Here is a 19,165-nt window from a genome sequence, read left to right as displayed (position 1 = left end):
TTTTTCAATGTCCACTAAATGGGGTCTTGACCATTTGGGGGACAGGCTTTTTTTATTCTTTTATTTGCTTTGTTATGGTTTCTGCAATTGTAATCATTTCGTCAACGTTTAAAGCAAAGCTATTCATTTCAAAATAAACATCACCCTTTATCCAACAGAGAACCCACCCACGCTGTCTACTGATCCATGGGTGATAAATATAGGTTGTGTTATTGATTTCCGCTTGTTCTGACCCAGCTACAGGTACCATTAATCTTCGATTCTCTTCAGAAATGGTCAAAATTAATTTATCATTTGAGTCAAAATAAGCTAATAAGATGCTGTTCTCGAAATTTTTGGTTTCAAGCCTCCAACTTTTAGGCACCTCAGGTAATATAACTTTTTTTATTCTTAATGGTGCGTCATAACCATAACCGACCTCGGGTTTTTTAACAGCCTCAGCTTGAAAAACAGGATGAACAGTGAGAGTAAGTAAGATACAAATCAAAAGTTTCTTCATAATACCTCCGATTAAGTTAAGTTAACTTTAGTATTACAATTAATGTGTTTTTTATGTGGGTGGGTTAGGAATAATCTGATGAAAATTTCCTTTGTGCTCCATTGATATCAATCAAGTCAAGAAATGTCTAACGACACAAAAGTGCCTACATTTATTAAAGCTGAAAAGCCTGATTTATTGGGCTTTTTTTGTTTTTATGTAGTCGAAGTTGTGTCATGAAAAAATGCACAAAAGTGACCCCATTGTAGGAATTTGACACAAATAAGGCTACATTGTAGGGGAATCACTTTTCATTGATCCACATTTTAGTGAATTAATTGCGTGAACAACCTAATAAAAACTTACGGAAGCCTAATGGGGAGCGATCGGTCTAATACATGCCTACTTCTTTAGTGTTTTGTTTAATTTAGTCATTTCGCACAGAAAAAGACGCGATTATCTTATAAACTAACTATCTAACTTGTTTAAGAGTATCCACTAAAGTGGATACTCTTTTTTAATTATCAGTTGATGCATTTTATAATGATCTTTTGGCGAGAGGATTAGGCAAACATTCTAGACGAATAGGATATCTATCCCATTTTTTTTTGGTTCATAATAGGGCTGAGAATATATTTGCTGACAAAAAAAAAATTTACAACCTAGAGCACTACACTAAGGAGGAAGAAGGGATACGCATTGTCAGATTCAAAAGAACTTACTGTTGCACAAAGAGCGATCGGAGATTTCGCACCGAAGATGGTGGAACTAACGGACGAAGTTTTGTTCGGGGATATATGGAAGCGTAAGGAGCTTTCGTCGCGCGACCGAAGTTTGATTACGGTATCCAGCTTAATTACTGGCGGAAATACGCAGCAACTGAAAAACCATTTGAATTTGGAAATAAAACGTTCTTTCGGAAGAAGTGCTCGTCGAAGCGATGATCCATCTTGCTTTCTATGCAGGCTGGCCAAAGGCGATGTCAGCCATAATGGTCGCAAAAGAAGTATTCGCCAAAGAGAATTAACAAAAGGCAGTCATTCAGTATGTTGGTGAGGTGATCCGATGGATATTCATTCGCTCGGAAATACAGGATTAAAGGTAAGTGGCTTGTGCCTGGGAACGATGACCTGGCAAGGGGAATAAAGAAAGAAAACTCGTGATGACACCGAAAATTATTCGGGCCCTGGATATGTCGCAAACATCCACTATAAAACATATGTACAAAATACGAGTTTTGTGAAACAGATGTTGGGGAAAGAATCATCACAGCATGAATCTGCTTAGTTTTTGCTTTCTATTATGATAAGCCGTTATAATCCTTTTTACTTGCGCATCTTCTATTTTATCGAGCAACTTCATTAATCGATGTTTTAGTTTGTTCATGTGCCATTATAAATCATCATAATCATCGAATTTTGGTTGTTTCATTATTATTACGATTTCGCTTCACATTTTAGCGGAATTTCGCTACTGAGACATTTTTAATGTTTCGTTGGTTCTTAATCGATTTGATTTTTATTAATGCTCAATCTTATGAACTATTTTGTGCTTGCTTGTTATCATCCATCATCCTAATTTTTTATTAACCCTCCCCTCTCTACATCTTAATGATTTACCATTATATGTAATTTAATCCGCCTTGAAATATAAAAAAACCGGCCATATTCGGTCGGTTTTTCTCCCGCATGATCGGGACAATGCACGATTCACATAATATTGGAATATATTGTGCTGTTCGGCTCATATACTCATCATGATTAGCCCGTCTCGTCAAAGTCAGGGACAACGTGTAAGTCAACCACGCTTATCAAACCCATGCACCTGTGCAGTCCCCTCCTGTTTTTACTTCAGATTCGCAGACCACTTCTCGGCACGAGCCTGCAGATCATCCAGAAACTTCTGAATATCCGGAGCATTACCGGACGCTGCCTGGCTGATAAATCCGTTTATGGCTGGAGCGATGTCGCTCATATAGAACGGATTGGCTTCATCCATGAGCTCGGAGTGGCCGACTTCCGCGATCTCAAGTGCCTTATTGACGAATTTGTCTTCCGGTGTTACAAAATCGGCATTTTTGAGCGTTGGGGTACTGGAGAAGTTTTCATACATGTATTTTTGCGTCATGTAACTGGTCAAGAACTTTAACACTTCCCATGATGCATCCACATCTTTGGCATTCTTCGCCATGATGAACGGGTCAACCGCCACCCAGCCTTCACCTTTAGGACCCATGTTCAGCACAGGTTCAAAACGGTCCAGCAGCTCCTTGTTCTGCTTTGACCGGTATTCACTCATCGTGGAGCCGCCGGTGGAATCCAGCGCGATGGCGATATTGTTTTTCTCGAGTCCGAAGTTCTCGGCACCCTGGGCATTCACGAACCCGGCCGGCGGCAGCTGTGCGGCTTCCTTCAGCCACTCCATCACTTTGACCATTTCCGGCGTATTCAGGTGCCACTTGATATTCTTGATGTCCTTCAGCGATCCTTCCGCTCCTTTGGCGCCATATGCAAGCGTTAATGCAACAAAGGTGGATCCGTTTAATGAGTTGCCGCTCCAATACAAACCGAAATTGTCTTCACCGGTTTTCGGGTTTTTGCCGGTCATTTGCTTGGCTTTCTCCAGAATTTCATCCGGTCCCGGCTGTGCCGAGAGTGTTTCAACGCCCCAGTCTTCAAACAGCTTCTTATCATAAATCGTCATCCGGCGGCCAAGAACGGCAGGAATTCCAAATTGTTTGCTTCCGTCCGGCGACTTGGTGCTGTAGGAATTATTCATAATGCCTTCCAGATAGATGCTCGGGTCAAACGAAGTATCTTTTGCAATCAAGTCGTCCAGGTCACGCAGCAGCCCTTCCTGGTACCATTGCGATGCAAAGGCTCCCCCGGTATACAAGACATCCGCATCGCCGGAGAGCAGCATGGCCGTTTGTTTGGCTTTTACGTTCTCCCAAGGGATTTGATAAACCTCCAGCTTGATGTTCGGATACATTTTTTTGAACGTTTTATCCAAATATTCGTTGAGCCCGATCGTCGGATTGCCTGTCAGCGCATCGATCCCGTTATCCAGCTGCCAGCCTGCCAGCGCAACGCGAACCGTTCCTTCCATATCCGATACTTTTTCAATTGTAACGCCGCCTGTCACATCTTTACCTGAACTGCCTGAACAAGCGGCCAATGTAAACACCAGCACGAATGACAGGATCAGCAGCACAGCTTTTTTCATCACGTCAACACCCCCGCATAATTTTAGCTTTACTTTCTGAATTACTGCTTGATACCGGACAGCGCAATGCTTTCGATAATATAGCGCTGCAGGAACATATAGACGACGATAACCGGAATGAGGCTCGTGGTTGTGGCCGCCATAATAATGGATGGCTGTTGGTTAATACCGTTGTTGTACGTAAACATGGCTAAACCGATCTGGATCGTGTACTTGGCAGCCGATTTCAAGATCAGCAGCGGCCACAGCATATCATTCCATACGCCCAAGAACAGCAGAATGACCATGGTGGCGATAATCGGCGTACACAGCGGCAGATAAACCCGGCTGAATACCGTAATTTCCTTGGCTCCATCCAGTACGGCCGCTTCCCTTAAACTGCTGGGCAATTGATCAAAGAACGCTTTGGCTAAAAAAGTACCGAACGCATAGTTCATGGCCGGCAAATAAAATGCCAGATAATTGTCGACCAACCCGAGTTTACTGAACAAAAGATACTGCGGAATCATGGTCATTTCGAACGGAATCATCATCGTGCTTAGCGCCAGCAGCAGTACGAAATTAGCTCCTTTGAAGCGAAGCTTGGATAAGGCATAGCCGGATAATAATGCGGACAACGAGCTGATGATAATGACCCCTGCGCTGACAAGCGTGGAATTGCCGATATATCGGAACATATTGATGTTGGTGAAAGCGGCTTCATAGGTTCGGATTGAAGGCTCCTCCGGCCATATTTTCGGCGGGAATGAAATATTTAACCGTGCGGCCCAATCGAAGCTCGTTACCAGCATCCATAAGAATGGCACAATCATAATGAATGAACCTACCAATAGGACCAGCGTTAGCATCAATTGTGGAAGCGTGATTCGTTTACGGCGCACCGGCTCCTTGGGCAAGGCTGAACTGCTCATAGTTACCCTCCTGTCTTCTGGAATAAGGTTCCCCCTACGGATCCGAAAATGGATAATGGGATTAATCCAAGCTGTCTTTACGTCGGTTGAGCAGCATGAGGAACACGGTTAAGATGAGTATGATGACGAATAACAGATAGGATACGGCCGTAGCCAGCCCCATCTGCGAAGAGAGGAATGCATTTCGGTAAATATACAGCACCACGGTCATCAAGCTTCCCCCAGGATTACCTGCGGTTCCGCCGATTAACCATACATCCGTAAACCGCTTCATTCCGCCGATGGTTCCCATGATGAGCATGAACACAAAGATCGGACGCAAGTATGGAATCGTTATATACCACCATTTCCGGTACGTGCCTGCACCGTCGACCTCGGCAGCCTCATAGAGATCCCGCGGGACGCTTTGCAAACCGGCCAGAAAAATAATGGTGTTATACCCTAGTGCACCCCACAAGCTCATCAGCACGATACTGTAACGCGCGACTTCCGGGTTCGTGAACCAGCCGACCGGATCGATGCCGAACAAACCAATCACGAAGTTGATCAGCCCTTCCTTGGACGGAAAAAACAAGAAAGAGAACAACAAGCTTGTAGCAACGCCGGATACGACGTTGGGCAGAAAATAAACCGCTTTGAAAAAGTTGCGTCCCAGATGCCATTTCAGATTATTAATCAGGCTTGCCAGAACAAACGAAAGCGCGATCCCTAGCAATACGGACCATATCCCCATGACGAACGTATTTGTAAGCGCTTGCCAAAATAAGGAATCCTCTAACGCGTAACGATAGTTGCTCAGGCCCACCCAGTTTCCGGATAAATTGAGCCCGGAAGTCTGATGAAAACTCATAAACAGTGCGGCAAACATGGGATAAATGGCAAATACGATGACGCCGATAATCAGAGGGGCGCTGAATAGATAGCCCATCCAGTCATTGCGCGTAAATCTGAACTTTCGTTTTGCCCAATTTCCATGTTCCGCAGTCCATTTCCCTTCTGGGGTGGATGACAAACCGATCCTCCTCCTTTCGTTAGTAACCGGATCCATTCCGGCAATCGGACAAGACGTTCATGTCCATTCTGTACATGGTTATGTGGATGAATCCGGAATATGTGTTATTCTTTTTTTCACAGACGTGAATGAAAGATCAACACCTTAAAGCGATTCTTTATCGGCAGTGTATGCAGCTGCCCGCTTCCGGGTGTATGCCTAGGTTGAACCCCATATCGATACGCATAAAAAAAGCACAGCCTCCAATGGGACTGACCCCCGTTTGTGAGACAGGGATCAAAACACCTTGCAAGTTTAAGCAGCCAGTTGCCGGAAATGAACCGGCGATTGGTTGTTTAGTTTTGTTTGAATGCGAATTGAGTTATAGTAAGTAATGTAGTTTCGAACGGTCTGCTCGACGATTGCCGTCGTCGTACAGGTTAAACCTTCGAGATAGAACGTTTCAGACTTTAGCGTGGAATGAAACGATTCGATGGGGGCATTATCAGCGGGCGTACCCTTGCGGGACATGCTCATGGTAATGCCTTTTCCCTTTACTGCTTCTTGATAGGCCTGAGATGTGTAGACGCTGCCCTGATCGCTATGGAGCATGGTGCCTGGTAGAGCGGGCAGCTGACCCAGCGTGTCCAGAACAAACCCGGTATCTTGCTTGTCAGAAATACTGTACGCCACAATCTCTCCGTTAAACAAGTCCAAGATACTCGACAGGTATAACGTTTTTCCGCCAAACGGCAAATACGTAATATCTGTAACGAGTTTTTGCATGGGGGCATCGGCTTCAAATTGGCGCTTTAACAAGTGTTCTGCGATGTAAGCTGGCTGCCCTGTAGGTTTGCGTTTCTTCACTTTGACACGACATTGGAGCCCCTCGCGCTGCATAATCCGCTGAACGCGTTTATGGTTAATCTTACGCTCCATCCGAAGCAGAGCCGTGATCTTTCGGTATCCATAACGAAATTTATGCTGACTACAGAGTTCACGAATCTTCTCTACCATGTGATCTTTACATGGGTTCTCGTGGGCGTCCTTCCAGCGATAGTAGGTGGAGCGAGAAAGCCCGATCCATGCACACGCTTGGGTTACACTGACTTCTCCTCGAACGGACTCAACCCACTCCACTACAGCCTTTGGCGACACCTCCTTTGCATTTCCACGAACTTTTTTAGCAGATCTAACTGTTGTTTCAGAAACCGATTTTCCGCCTGTACCTTCTCGAGTTCAGATGTATATTCAGGCCCTTTACCGTAGCTGTATTGTTTACCGACAGGCTGCTCCAACCGATTCCATTGGCCACTGCGATACCATCTCATCCAGGTCTCTACTTGTGTCTTATTTCGTATGTTCAGTTGGTCCATGACTTCTTTCACTGGAATGCCATCCAACCTCATTTCAATAGCTTTCTTTTTCACTTCCACTGGATAGCTGACTCTTGTTGCCAACGCAAAAACACCTCCAAAGTTGTCCCCATATCTTACGACATGGTTGCATTCTCTTGAAGGTGTTTTTAATTTGTCTCACGTTATGGGGTCAGTCCCAATAGGCTGTGCTTTTTTTATTCAAAGTACTTAAACTTCGATAATGATGGGCAGAATCATCGGCCTTCTCTTGGTCTCACTGTATATGAATTTGCCGACATGGTCCTTCAAGGTTTGCTTGATCAGATTCCATTGGGTGGATCCGGTTTCAGTCAAATCCTTCATTGAAGACGAGACGATATCATGGATCTGACCCATGAATTCCTCCGAATCTTTTACGAAGATAAATCCCCTGGATATAAGCTCGGGCTTGGCCACCATCTGCTTTTCCGTTTTGCTGAGCGTGGTGACGATAATGAGCATTCCGTCGGAGGACAGCTGCCTGCGGTCCCGCAAGACGATATTGCCTACGTTGCCGATCATCAATCCGTCCACCAGGCTGTTGCCTGAAGGGATTTTGGGACCTAACGATGCCATGCCCTGCTGGATTTGTATCGTGTCGCCATTCTGAACGATAAACACGTTCTCATTCGGGATTCCCACGGACTCGGCCAGCTGACGATGCTGATAGAGCATTCGGAATTCACCGTGAACGGGGATCAAATAGTCCGGTTTCATCAAAGTGAGCATCAATTTCAATTCTTCTTGGCTGCCATGTCCGGATACATGCATCCCTGAAGTCGCACCCGATCCATAGATGACCTGGGCTCCCAGCACATATAAATTATCGATGACATGAGCCAGATTCCGCTCATTACCCGGTATCGCCCCTGCAGCAATAATGACGGTATCGCCCGGCAGAATCTCGATATGGGGATGCTTGGAGTTGGCTAGCCGTGATAAGGCTGCCATAGGCTCTCCTTGGCTTCCCGTGCATAACACGGCGATTTGGTCCGGCGGATAACGCTCGCTGTCTCCAGCATCGATCAGCAAATCATCGGGCATGTTGAGATACCCGTGCTCCTTGGCCACCGCAACGACATTAACCATGCTCCGGCCGAGCAGAATCAATTTCCGTTCCGTCTCTACCGCGGCATCGATGATCTGCTGGACACGGTTGACGTTCGAAGCGAATGTGGAGATGAATACCTGCTGTTTGGCCTGGGCGAAAGCCTCCAGGATATGACCGCCAACCAAGCGTTCCGAAGGGGTAAACCCGGGTCTTTCGGCGTTTGTGCTTTCCGATAGCAGCACCTTCACGCCCTGCTTGCCGATTTCTGCCATTCGGTGTAGGTCAGGATAAGGTCCCTTCACGGGAGACATGTCGAATTTAAAATCTCCCGTGTGGACGACATTGCCTTCCGGTGTTTGAAAAACGATGCCCACGCAATCCGGAATGCTGTGACTGGTCGAAAAAAAGAGGCATGGATGGCACCCGCTTGAATGGTTGAATTCGCGTCGATCGTGTGAAGCTCGGAATTACGCAGAATACGATGCTCTTTCAGCTTGATTTTAATCAGCTCAATCGTAAGCTTCGTCCCATACACAGGGATCTGCAGCTGCTTCAGCAAATAGGGAATTCCACCAATATGGTCTTCATGTCCATGAGTGACGACAAGGGCTCTGACCTTATCCGCGTTGTCCAGCAAATAGGTGAAGTCGGGAACAATCAAGTCGATGCCTGGCAGGTTTTCGTCAGGGAATTTCGAGCCGCAATCAATCACCACAATATCTTGATCGTACTGTATGAAGTACATGTTTTTTCCAATTTCATTCACACCGCCAAGCGCGGCGACCAGCAATTTTTATTCAGCTATATTCATGGCTAGGTTGCCTCCTTGTCTCTACTCGCCTAGATCCATATCTTTCAAGGCATGATGTTCCTTCTATATTATTGAAGTTCCCGCAAAACTTATGCACCGCGGGTAACAATGGTTTCGCCAGTCGTGATGCAGGGTAACGACAGAAAACCCGCCAATCTCAAACGGTATGCCATTTGTCTTTAGCGATTTCAGTTGCAGCCAGATAGGAATTCAGACCTCAGACTTCTTTAAAAGTTGAAAAATGAAAAAGACTGCCGGATAATCGGCAGTCTTCTGAATATAGCGCAAGTCGCGTCTTACGAATGCTTCCCCTGTTGTTTAGGAGCTTTAACCGGCTTATCGTTAACGCTGACAAAGATCGGATTAGAATAAAACCACAGGTCGCTGTAATTCCGTTTATTAATTTCCGCAAAGTGCTGCTCGTTGTCTTCGATGTCCGTTTTCGGATCCATGAGCGGATCGCCATGGCGGGTTTCTCCGTCAACATTCTCGCCAAGGTTCGTCCCTCTTAACCGGAAATATTGGTCCTTCGTTGCTTTCGTCCGATAAGTGATCACGTTGTATCCATCCCTATCGGTTGTCCAATCCTTGCTCGTAAACCGTTTCACCACTTTGGTCGAACCGTTGGTGCTCTTGCTGTATGCCGCCGTACCTGGTTGTGCTTTACCGGTGACATCACCCGAGATCAAATCGACATGATCCACGGCTACGGAGTCGCCGTTGTTATTTTGTTTCGGACTTTTGAATCGGATCGTAATTTCGATAGGATTCCCTTGTTTCACTTGAAGTTTACTCCCCATCTCGGCCTGCTTATTTCCATGGCGAACGCGGAAATCCAAGGCGTTGATTAAATCGCCGTGCACGGAGAACGATTTGCCTGAACGCATGCCGTTCAGCACGCTTTGCATATCCTTTCCGTTCACCCATGTGTAATTTTTGGCGTATTGTCCCGGCCAATAACCGCTGGAGTATAAACGGTTGTCACTAATCTCAAAATGAGAATCCGAGTTCGCAAAGTTCCAGAATTCGCGTCCTTCGCCGAGCAGCGCATCCCATACGCCGCCAACTTTGGCAATCATGTAATCAGCGCCGCCGTAAGTTCTGTTTTCCGGCGTAGTTAAATTAAGTCCGCCACGATCCGGTTCCATCTGATTCCCGGGCATTCCCTCCATCCCGAATACGACATTCGGCGCGATGTTGTTGAAATCCCGTATGTCAGCGATCGTATATACGGTTTTTCTGGAAGGATGATTGAGCAATGCATAACTGCTGTTGGCGTAGTTTTTTTGGAGCCAGGCCAGTGCCGTTCGGGCATCTTCGGACGTCGTGTAGGCCCGGCTGTCTGTTTTTTTCCAATCGGCGACTTCTTTGGGATCAAACATCGCTTCATCTCGATCCGTAAATAGATACTCGAACTGACGGGCTGCCCTAAGGCTCGCCTCTGAACCGAATGAGCCAGCTATAATGCCGACTCCCACATGTTCGTATGTAGGCATGTCCCATTCAAAACCCGAATAGATAATGTTATTCTTGTATTTCCCTGCTGCCTGGAGCTGCTGGATCTTAGAGATCTGATACAGCGCCATTCCTTGGGAGAACGGAACAGGTCCGCCGGCAAGAGGATTTCCCTCATCATCCCGTTTAGAAACTCTAAGATGGTCCGAAACGGCGATCCAATCCAAACCGTACTTTTCGAACCCGTTGTCCAGCAATTCCTGCAAGGATTGACTGGCATCATCGGACTGATACGTATGCGCGTGATACTCCCCAGTCATCCATTTGCCGTTGCTTTCCGGCTTAAACTTAGACCCATCCGCCTTCGCATGAACAACCATGCCTTGCGAAAGGATGGACAAGCTGAGCGCCAAAACCATGATGGTTTTCTTCTTTAGCTGCATTTCATGGCACCTCCGAGTTGATATCAATCGTAAAAACTACTTAAGTGTAAGCCTTCTTGATTAAGAGAATGTTATGACAAATCGATACATTTGTAAGAATAGTCCTCGTTATTCTTATGTCCAAATAGAAGAAATAAGCCATCGTCTTTGTAACTCGAAATTCGCAAGGTCTTTATCCATTGGGTAACATATATAATATTATGTAAACCTTTATAAACAGAATGACTACAACCTGCATTCGGTGTAGTCATTTCGATGAGCTTCTTCTAAGATTACATTTCTTTGGATAAAGTTCGACGTACCAACTTAACCTGTCCATTCACCCCCGAAGGCAAAGCATTCTTGCCATACAAGTTCTCCAGCGTATTGGCTGCACGGATGGCAAGTTGATGGATCCCCTGTTCCACATACGGCGTTATATTCCAATGATACGGCGGCCACAGCCGGATGCCAGCGTTTGTATCATTCACATATAGGCAAGCTGTCTCCCTAATATCTTCGGCTTCCAGCCATAACTCCTCGTCCGGCGCTAAGTTGACCTCAGTCAGGTCTACCTCCTGGAAGTAATCACCCGCTCCCGCATAATAAGGATAGCCGGCAGAAGCCCAAGAACCAAACATATGTTCCGAACACGCATTTAACCTCACCCCATCTTCTATTTCAAACGGCCCAATCAAATAGGCTGGGAATGAAATCGCCGGCATCGGCTCCAGTAAGGAAACCGTCAATATCTCGAGCTCGTTCTCGCCCGCCACCAAATGAACCGTGATATCTAGGGTAGCATAGTTTGAATCCTGCCAATCGGATGTCTTCAGCACATTCTGCCTGACGCCATTCACGAAGATTTCAACATTGCGCCTGCGCTGCAGGAAGCCGATATGGGCCGGTATTTTCTGCTCCACATCGTCCAGAATCAACTCAAGCCTCGCTAATGGATGGACATCTGGTGGATGCGAATGATCTCCGCCATTCGGAGAATGCAATTGTTCGATCAATGCCTGCGTCACGGTAAACGTTGTACGGTACGTGTTCACTTGCCCAGGCATCGTGGCGTTCATCCTGGAGTTTCGGTCATTCAGCGTGACCTGCCACTGGTCCAGTAATAAAACGTTGGGTTCAAGAGACTGAAAACGCCACTTATCTTCGAGAACGATAATATCCTCGGTTTTTTGCACCTTGACGAACGTTTGTTCTATTTCGTTAATTGAGCACTCCTCAGGTCCAACCGATAGAACTCGCAGTTCTCCAGGTGCATAGGTAAGAATGGAATCGCCTACTAACCGGCGAATGCTCCCGCTTTCCAAGTCCCACTCTTCCATAAGGTTCCCGGTTTCTCCTGCATCAAGCTTCATGGAAACGTCATGCTCCGCCCAGTTCATAAACCATACAAATACACGGTCACCGAACACACGTTCTACATAGATCAAATCCTCATATTGTCCTTCAAGAAGCTTCCATCGTAAGGCAGAAGCTTTCTTTAATAACCCGCTTACCGTTTCACACAAGGGCTCGAGCAGATCTGGAGCCTGCTCCTTTATACGGCCTCCGGACATCTCTGGATCGGCAAGTATCCGCTTTTCTCCGGAATCGAGATGATCCTCGATCAATGTGTCTTCGTGGTCCTTGTCCTCCAACGAATAAAATAAAGCATACCCTTTGCCAACGGGGCGTAAAGCCCCATGCTGAGGATTCGGGCTAAAAAGCTCATGCATTTGCTTTGCCAGCTCCGGGTCCTGGCGCACGGACTCGCTATGCCGCGGAATTGCCCCTACGGCAACCAGCGTACCGCCTTGCTTTACATAGGCAACCAGAAGAACGGCAATGTCCCTTGACATGACTTCCACCTCGGGCATAACCAAAACCGAATATACGTTCCCGTCACCACTGAATCGTACCCCTTCTCCATCAACAAGGGCAGCATTACGAAGCTGACATTCATCAACATAGTCATAATCAATGGAATGGCGCAGCATGCGATCCGACATAAGCGAGAACAAGCTATCAGATGAAGGAAACCGGTTAGATTGTCCCGATGCGAACATAATTTCGTACACCGATTGAATAGGCGATAATAGAAGAACCTCCGGGGTTCGTTTTCCGCTTGCGCCGAGCAGACTCAATCGACCGAGATAGTCGGCAAAAGCGCGATAATGCGGCCAATGCGGCGCATGTTTGAATTCCGTGGGAGGAAAATCGGTTTTCCGATACCCTGCAAACGAATAATAGAACGCATGCGGGATAAACAGATTAACGCCCAGGAAAGCCATGAAATTGGCATCGAGCCGCCTTTGACGCATGGAATAGCCGTGACCGCTGGCGCCAAAGGCCTCGCAGATCACGCGTTCTTTATTATCCAGCCCGGCTACGGAAGCCGCCGTCTTCACGGACACGATCCGGTGCGGATTCTCCTTCGTGCCGATGCCGGGCGTCAAATAATCCACGCCTGCATAGTGGAACTGCTGCAGGACGCGCGTCTGGTTGCCTTGCGACCTGGCTTGCCCCCAGACCGGCTCCTCCAGCGTATGACCGATGTACAGCAGTCCATGCCCTTCGCACCATGAAGAAATCGCTTGATGATACCCCTCCACATACCAGCGCGTAATCGTATCATAATATTGCTGTTTCGTTGTCCGGCTGCCGTCTGCCATGTTATATAGCAAAGCTCCTAATCGCGGGATGAGATCATACCCGTTCTCTTGCCGGTACCGCTCACCCATTCCTTCAGACCAAGCAAAGACCATGCCAGGCAGGGTAGCGCCTACATCGTGAACAGCCGTCCGGATCGCCTCCACCCCGAAGAAACCGTCGTGGATCATGAGCCCCGGCTCGTCGGTAAAGACGCCTTGTATCGTCGTTCCGAAATATTTCTGCAAAGACAGAAACGGTTCATAGGACATCCGGATGAACGCCTGGACCGCCTCCGGATTCAACGTATCCAAGTAGTACCCATTGGCAAACGTGATGCCTTCCGCAATTTCGCAGGACCAGCAGGCCAGCACGACATAAGAGTCTTCCGCATTCGGAGGCGTCCAATCCCGTCCCCATTCATGCGTGAGGTCCTCGGATTCTTCATGGAGCAGCCATTCCCCGTCCGACTCGACGGCACGATAGGCCAGAATGGCAATCAGCTCATTATTCTCATAGCGTGCAAAATCCAGCTTCAAGCTTTCTTGCCCGGAACCGCCGTAACAACGCCTTTCCTCCACTCTTAAGTAACGCATGCGATATTCCGGATGCTGTCGCGTCAGCTTGCCGCCCACCGTCCCGCTTGGCCAATTATCCTCATCGTACAGCCAGACGACCATATTGCGTTTTTGGCATTCCACGGTGCAGAATTCCAAAGCTTCCATAAAAGCCTGCGAGAGGTATGAGGCTTGCATTCCATGACGCGCATGCAGAACAACGCCTCCGACGCCCGCTTCAAACATCGATTGAATCTGGCTTTCCAGCTCAGCTTCCTTGAGCTCGTGATTCAGAAACCAGAATGGCTGCGGGCGGTAGGTTGCGTCCGGATTCTGGAATTGCTGCTTCAACCGCATGAGATCCATTTCGATTTCTTCCTTAACATGAAGACTGTTCACACACATCACCTGTCTTTGTTCGAATTTGAACTGGCTCCTGACATGAGTAATCGAATGAAGAATCCCCCGACGACGGAGCGATTCTGGAAGTTCATTTGCTTGCCGCTGATGGTGTCATACCAATCGGTCACCGGAACTCGAGCGGAGGTTTCATTCATGAAATCCCATAGGGGCGCGATCATGGACTCAAACCCGGCCTGCGTGGTACTCATGGCTGCACACCATACCAGCCAATCGGATTTCGTATACGTATCGCGGCTGTCCAGGGGAAGGCCGTAACGGTTCTGTAGATGCTGGTAATACTCCAGCTCCCGTGCAGACACTTCTGTTGGAAACAGGTTGAACTCCAGCAGCCGATCCCACACCAAATTGTATTTCATGCTCCAGGAATCGCCGGCGCTGTCGAACGTAAGCTTGTAATGGTCGCCGGCATCGGCCATGGACATCCATTCATTCGCCATGTTCCGTGCAGCTTCGTGATAAGCTCCGCCTTCCGGGAGGCCGAGCCGATCGCACATGTAGGAGTATGCGGCAATGCCCAAGATCGCCTTGATGGACAGATTAGCATTATGCGCCAAATGTCCGGCGAAGTCATCCGTGCACAGCTGATTATCCGGATCGAGTCCATTCTTCAGCAAATACCCAGCCCATGCGGTAAGGGGCTCCCAGTGCTCCCTGGCAAACTCGGCATTTCCTTCATACTTGCATACCGCAGCCGCCATCAGGAGCATATTACCGCATTCCTCAATCGGCATCTGGTATTCCAGCTTGTTCTCGCCATACACTTGACCGTTGGCTTTCGGGTACGTGCCCGCGTCATGGGGCGCAAAATCGAACGTCCATTCATCGCTCATCGCATACTTAAAAATCGGACGCATCATGCCCTTGATCAGTTCAGGGTTATATCTCAGGAACAATGGAATCGACGGGTAGCTGACATCGACCGTGGCAATGCACCCGTTGCTGAAATTCTCCTTGGAGAAAAACAACACGCGGCCCGCTTCGTCGGCAACCAGTTTATGCGCGGCAATCGCCTGCCGATAGGTCAGCGCCAAAATATCCCGGTACCGATTGCCGCCTGCGGCTTGGCTTTCGGTCATGAGCTCGCGGTTAAATCCTTCGCATCGCCGCATGATCGTTTCATACTGATCGGCTGCCGCTAACAGCATGTCATGGAAGGTCCATCCGTTCCGCTTCCAATAAGCATCCAGCGGCTTGCGGAAATATTCGATCGCATGGATATCGTCATACGCCAGCATCAGATATTCGGATACCCATTCATCCCCGACGGTCCCGCATTCGATTTCGGCTGCCATGACGGGAACGTGATCGGAGACGGAGCGCGGCTTCTGCGCATCATCTTGGGCAGGTAATTGACCTGTCCTAACATACTGCTCCCGGGTCGTTACCGAATGAATCACCGTCTGTATCCGCGATGAACGCGGCACCGCCAGGACCATATACCCCCAATCGATTCGGGTGTCATCACCGGCAAGCTGCAGGATCGGCTGTTCGACAGTCCCCATCGACATCGCATTCAATCGTCCGTCGATCACGCGGTGCTCCCAGGTCACCTGCTGATCCGGGGTATGGACGCACCATTCGCCCGTTACATCGATGTAAATCTTAACGTCATGCGCTTGCCCATCCAATGTACGCACGTGAAAGGTCAGATAGGTGACGGGCCGGGATAACAGATCGAGATCGTCCAGCAAAAGCGGGGTGGTAAACTGAACTTGAAGTTCAATGCCTTCCCCTTGAAACGTATAACGGGTCGTTACGGGCTCAACCGTCAGATCGGTTTGCTCAAGGGCTTCAGACTCAAGTTGTTCTGACGGCTCCTGCGTGATAACTTTTCCCATGAATCGTCGCGGTACGCCATCAATGATGGCTACCCCCGTCATGCCTTGAATCTTGTTCGTCCAATGCCGGGTATGGTCGTCATACAGACGGTCCGCTGCGGACCATACGCTGAAATAAGGATCTACGGTTACCAGCGGCACGGATGGGGGTCTGAAATTCGTTGTCATCTAACGTCAACTCCTTCATGTCTTCTTTATTCTTCAAGCTGCCTGGATCTCCTTGCGATTTGGAAATATTGATTCAATAAACAGCAAAGGCTTCGCCCCCTTGGATGACAAGGTCATGCGAAGCCTTCCTAATTAACGGGCTCCCCTGATCATGGATATGATTAGTTCGGCATTTGAACGGTCACAACGTCTTTCCCCTTCAGATTTTCATTCGTGAATTGCATCGCCTTATCGTAACCGGTCTTTCGGAGCTGTTCCCGCAGTTCGTTGATAATGCTCATGGCGGCTTCATCCGATTTGGCAAAAACCGCTTCCTTCCACGCATCGCCCATCCGATCCATCGAGGGCTTCAGCATTTCCCATTCCGGCGCTTTGGTGATGACATCGCCGGGGTTGTACGCCGTAATGACCTGAATGCCGTTCGGACGGAGGATTTTGCGAGCGTTCTCCATCGCGTCCAGCCTTTCTTGTTCCGCCCAGATGTCTCCTCCCGCAGCGGAATTGATGCGGTCAAGCCCTGTCAGCGATTCCAGGCCGATGCTGATGCCTTCGTTCTTGCGCAGCTTCATGTTGGTGTCCGTGCTGAATTTGTCAAACCATTCCTGATTCGCGACAGGCTTGCCGTCCTTCATGTCCCAGTGAACGCCCTGCACCCCGTACCTTGCCAGCATAAAGCCTTCATCAGAAGCCATAAAGTCGAGGAACTTGAGCGCGGCATCCACGCAAGCGCCTTTACAGTTCTTGGTGATCGCCGTCACATTGTTGCCTTGAATTCCGAGATCGACAGGCCTGTCCGGTTCGACGTCAGCGCGCTCCAGCGGGCCGAGCGGAATGTAGTCGCTGCCCGGATGCGAAGAGACATATTCCTTGGAAGCATCCAGGATAGCCGGGTAGTGGGCGGCCAGGATGGCGATGCGGCCTTGATTGATTTTTTCCTTGGCAATCGGGTCCGTCTGGGTGAAGGCTTCAGGATCCATCAGCCCTTCTTCAACCAGCTTTCGATAGAACAGCGTGTATTCTTCGTAGCCCTTGGTGAAGAAGTTATGCTCGAGCGTGCCGTCGCCTTTGTCTACGTAACTCGCTCCGGAATAAAACATGGTGTTGCCGATGCCGACGGCCCAGCCGTTGCTGAAGCCGCCCAGCGGAAAGACGGGCTGGCCGTTCTCCTGCAGATTGGCATCCTTGATTTTTTTGAGGAAGTTATAGAAATCGTCCTTCGTCACGACGGATTGCGGATCAACGCCAACCTTCTCGGCGATGTCTTTGCGCACATAGAAGCCGTAGAGCCAGTCCATGCCATCTTCGTTGGTCGCCGGCTGATTTTGCAGCAGCAGATACTTTTTGCCGTCGTAAGCGTTAATCGCTTTTTCATACAATGCCGGCGGGACATTTTCTTCCGCGATGGATTTGGACAAGTTCGGATAATCCTTCAATTTCTCGGAGATATCGACCAATTGTCCTTCTTTGGCCGCCTTGATGATTCCGTCCAGTTCCCCGCCCCAGGCAGGTCCGGTATAGATGTCGGGCAAATCCTGGGTCGCGAAGATCTGATTGACCTTTTCCGTCTCGCTGCCCTTGGTATATTCCCACTCCAGGGTAACGCCCGTCTTCTCCTTGATGACTTCTTCGACCGGCGTCATCGCATCGGAACCGTTTGAGCCATTCCAATTGTGTAATATTTTGAGTTTGTATGAATTCTCTCCTTCTGCGCCTTCTCCGTTATCTCCGTTCCCTGATGAATTCGTGCAGCTGATCAGCAAACCTCCAACCATGATGGACACGAGCAATGCGGATACGCCTTTCGACCAAATCCTCTTCAAACCAATCGCCTCCTGGAATATGGATATCAATGATCTTGGTAAAGCTTTGGACAAATTCCGGGTCAGGATGACCTAACCTTTAACCGAACCGATCATAACCCCCTTTACGAAATATCGCTGCAGGAACGGATAAATGCACAGGATCGGGAAGACCGTGATGACAAGCAAGGCCATGCGAAGCGATTCGGGCGTCGCGCCTGCCCCGCTGGTTCCGCCTACCGTCTGACCACCTTGCTGCGCCGCGCGCTGCATCGAATTGGATAACGCTTCTGCTTCGGTCAGCATCTCTTGCAATAAGGTCTGCACCGGGATCAAGTCTTTGTTGGATACGTAGTATGCGCCCGAGAACCAATCATTCCAATGGGCCACCCCGATGAAGAGGGAGATGGTTGCCAGCACCGGTCCCGAGAGCGGCAGTATGATCCGAACGAAGATTTGAAAATCGCCGTAACCGTCAATGCGGGCGGATTCCTCCAGCTCCTCCGGTATGCCTTGCAGGAAGGTGCGAATGATGACGATGTGCATGAAATTGAACAGCATCGGCAGCACGTACACCCAAAAGGTATTGATCAGATGCAGCTTCTGCAGCGTAATGAAGAACGGGATGAACCCGGCGCTGAAAATCGTCGGCAGAAAGATGTAGAAGGTAAAAAAGGAACGGCCGGGCAGCGTCTTCTTGGAAAGCGCATAGGTCATGAGCGTACACAGCACCACATGCAGGAATGTTCCGAGCACGGTGCGTATGAGCGTAATTTGGTATGCCTTCCATATACGGGCGTTATCGAACACCTGGGCATAGTTCTCCAGCGTGAATTTACGGGGAAGGAAATAGATGGCCCCCATCATCGAATCTTTGCCGTCATTCAAGGAATACGCCAAAATGTATATGAACGGGTAGATCATGGAGAAGCCGATCAATGCGAGAAACGTGTAGTTAAACACCGAGAAGAAAGACCATTTGCGTTTCATTAC

The 19,165-nt window shown here is 48.6% G+C and carries 11 protein-coding genes and 1 pseudogene; 1 reads left to right on the top strand and 11 read right to left on the bottom strand.

Translation table 11 applies throughout. The features are described from left to right. Nucleotides 1-52 precede the first annotated feature (52 nt). Nucleotides 53-499 (bottom strand): DUF4367 domain-containing protein, encoded by a 447-nt coding sequence (locus P0X86_RS15665; RefSeq protein ID WP_277748928.1) that lies wholly within the window; start codon nt 497-499, stop codon nt 53-55. Nucleotides 500-1,177: 678 nt separating this feature from the next. Between P0X86_RS15665 and P0X86_RS15660 the strand changes: the two genes are divergently transcribed. Next, nucleotides 1,178-1,534: a carboxymuconolactone decarboxylase family protein gene (locus tag P0X86_RS15660; RefSeq protein ID WP_347177546.1), complete on the top strand. Its 357-nt coding sequence runs from the start codon at nt 1,178-1,180 to the stop codon at nt 1,532-1,534. 789 nt (nt 1,535-2,323) lie between these two features. Here P0X86_RS15660 and P0X86_RS15655 read toward each other — a convergent pair. The 10 genes and pseudogenes from P0X86_RS15655 to P0X86_RS15605 all read right to left on the bottom strand — a co-directional run bounded on the left by P0X86_RS15655 (nt 2,324) and on the right by P0X86_RS15605 (nt 19,162). After that, complete coding sequence (locus P0X86_RS15655) at nt 2,324-3,703, bottom strand: extracellular solute-binding protein (RefSeq protein WP_277749042.1); 1,380 nt, start codon at nt 3,701-3,703, stop codon at nt 2,324-2,326. Between the two features lie 41 nt (nt 3,704-3,744). Beyond that, a complete protein-coding gene (locus P0X86_RS15650) occupies nt 3,745-4,614 on the bottom strand; it encodes a carbohydrate ABC transporter permease (RefSeq protein ID WP_036663034.1) in 870 nt (289 codons plus the stop codon). A gap of 61 nt (nt 4,615-4,675) precedes the next feature. Then, on the bottom strand, nt 4,676-5,626 hold the full coding sequence (locus P0X86_RS15645) for a carbohydrate ABC transporter permease (RefSeq protein ID WP_015735225.1): 951 nt from the start codon (nt 5,624-5,626) through the stop codon (nt 4,676-4,678). Nucleotides 5,627-5,920: 294 nt separating this feature from the next. Further along, a protein-coding gene (locus tag P0X86_RS15640; protein ID WP_277748312.1) for an IS3 family transposase occupies nt 5,921-7,065 on the bottom strand; the annotation gives its coding sequence in 2 pieces (ribosomal slippage) (nt 5,921-6,771 and nt 6,771-7,065; 1,146 coding nt in all). A gap of 126 nt (nt 7,066-7,191) precedes the next feature. After that, nucleotides 7,192-8,843, bottom strand: a pseudogene (locus tag P0X86_RS15635) (ribonuclease J). A 317-nt stretch (nt 8,844-9,160) separates the two neighbouring features. Further along, a complete protein-coding gene (locus P0X86_RS15625; RefSeq protein ID WP_277748925.1) occupies nt 9,161-10,762 on the bottom strand; it encodes a CehA/McbA family metallohydrolase domain-containing protein in 1,602 nt (533 codons plus the stop codon). A 272-nt stretch (nt 10,763-11,034) separates the two neighbouring features. After that, the gene (locus P0X86_RS15620; protein WP_277748924.1) at nt 11,035-14,349 is read right to left on the bottom strand and encodes a glycosyl hydrolase; all 3,315 of its coding nucleotides are present in this window, start codon (nt 14,347-14,349) and stop codon (nt 11,035-11,037) included. After that, the gene (locus P0X86_RS15615; protein ID WP_277748923.1) at nt 14,349-16,373 is read right to left on the bottom strand and encodes a glutaminase family protein; all 2,025 of its coding nucleotides are present in this window, start codon (nt 16,371-16,373) and stop codon (nt 14,349-14,351) included. The genes P0X86_RS15620 and P0X86_RS15615 overlap by 1 nt, the downstream gene beginning before the upstream one ends. Nucleotides 16,374-16,534: 161 nt before the next feature. Then, complete coding sequence (locus tag P0X86_RS15610; protein ID WP_036663045.1) at nt 16,535-18,193, bottom strand: extracellular solute-binding protein; 1,659 nt, start codon at nt 18,191-18,193, stop codon at nt 16,535-16,537. A gap of 72 nt (nt 18,194-18,265) precedes the next feature. Continuing rightward, on the bottom strand, nt 18,266-19,162 hold the full coding sequence (locus tag P0X86_RS15605; protein ID WP_277748922.1) for a carbohydrate ABC transporter permease: 897 nt from the start codon (nt 19,160-19,162) through the stop codon (nt 18,266-18,268). Between the last annotated feature and the right edge of the window lie 3 nt (nt 19,163-19,165).

The organism is Paenibacillus sp. BR1-192 (genome assembly GCF_029542445.1).
GTDB classification, from domain to species: Bacteria; Bacillota; Bacilli; order Paenibacillales; family Paenibacillaceae; genus Paenibacillus_AQ; species Paenibacillus_AQ lautus_A.
Note: the sequence above shows the minus strand (reverse complement) of the source record. Positions and strands in the feature narration are given on the sequence as shown.

Coding starts and splice junctions, on each gene's coding strand:
- P0X86_RS15665 (WP_277748928.1), bottom strand. CDS start 499: ATGAAGAAACTTTTGATTTGTATCTTACTTACTCTCACTGTTCATCCT.
- P0X86_RS15655 (WP_277749042.1), bottom strand. CDS start 3,703: ATGAAAAAAGCTGTGCTGCTGATCCTGTCATTCGTGCTGGTGTTTACA.
- P0X86_RS15650 (WP_036663034.1), bottom strand. CDS start 4,614: ATGAGCAGTTCAGCCTTGCCCAAGGAGCCGGTGCGCCGTAAACGAATC.
- P0X86_RS15625 (WP_277748925.1), bottom strand. CDS start 10,762: ATGCAGCTAAAGAAGAAAACCATCATGGTTTTGGCGCTCAGCTTGTCC.
- P0X86_RS15620 (WP_277748924.1), bottom strand. CDS start 14,349: ATGTGTGTGAACAGTCTTCATGTTAAGGAAGAAATCGAAATGGATCTC.
- P0X86_RS15615 (WP_277748923.1), bottom strand. CDS start 16,373: ATGACAACGAATTTCAGACCCCCATCCGTGCCGCTGGTAACCGTAGAT.
- P0X86_RS15605 (WP_277748922.1), bottom strand. CDS start 19,162: ATGAAACGCAAATGGTCTTTCTTCTCGGTGTTTAACTACACGTTTCTC.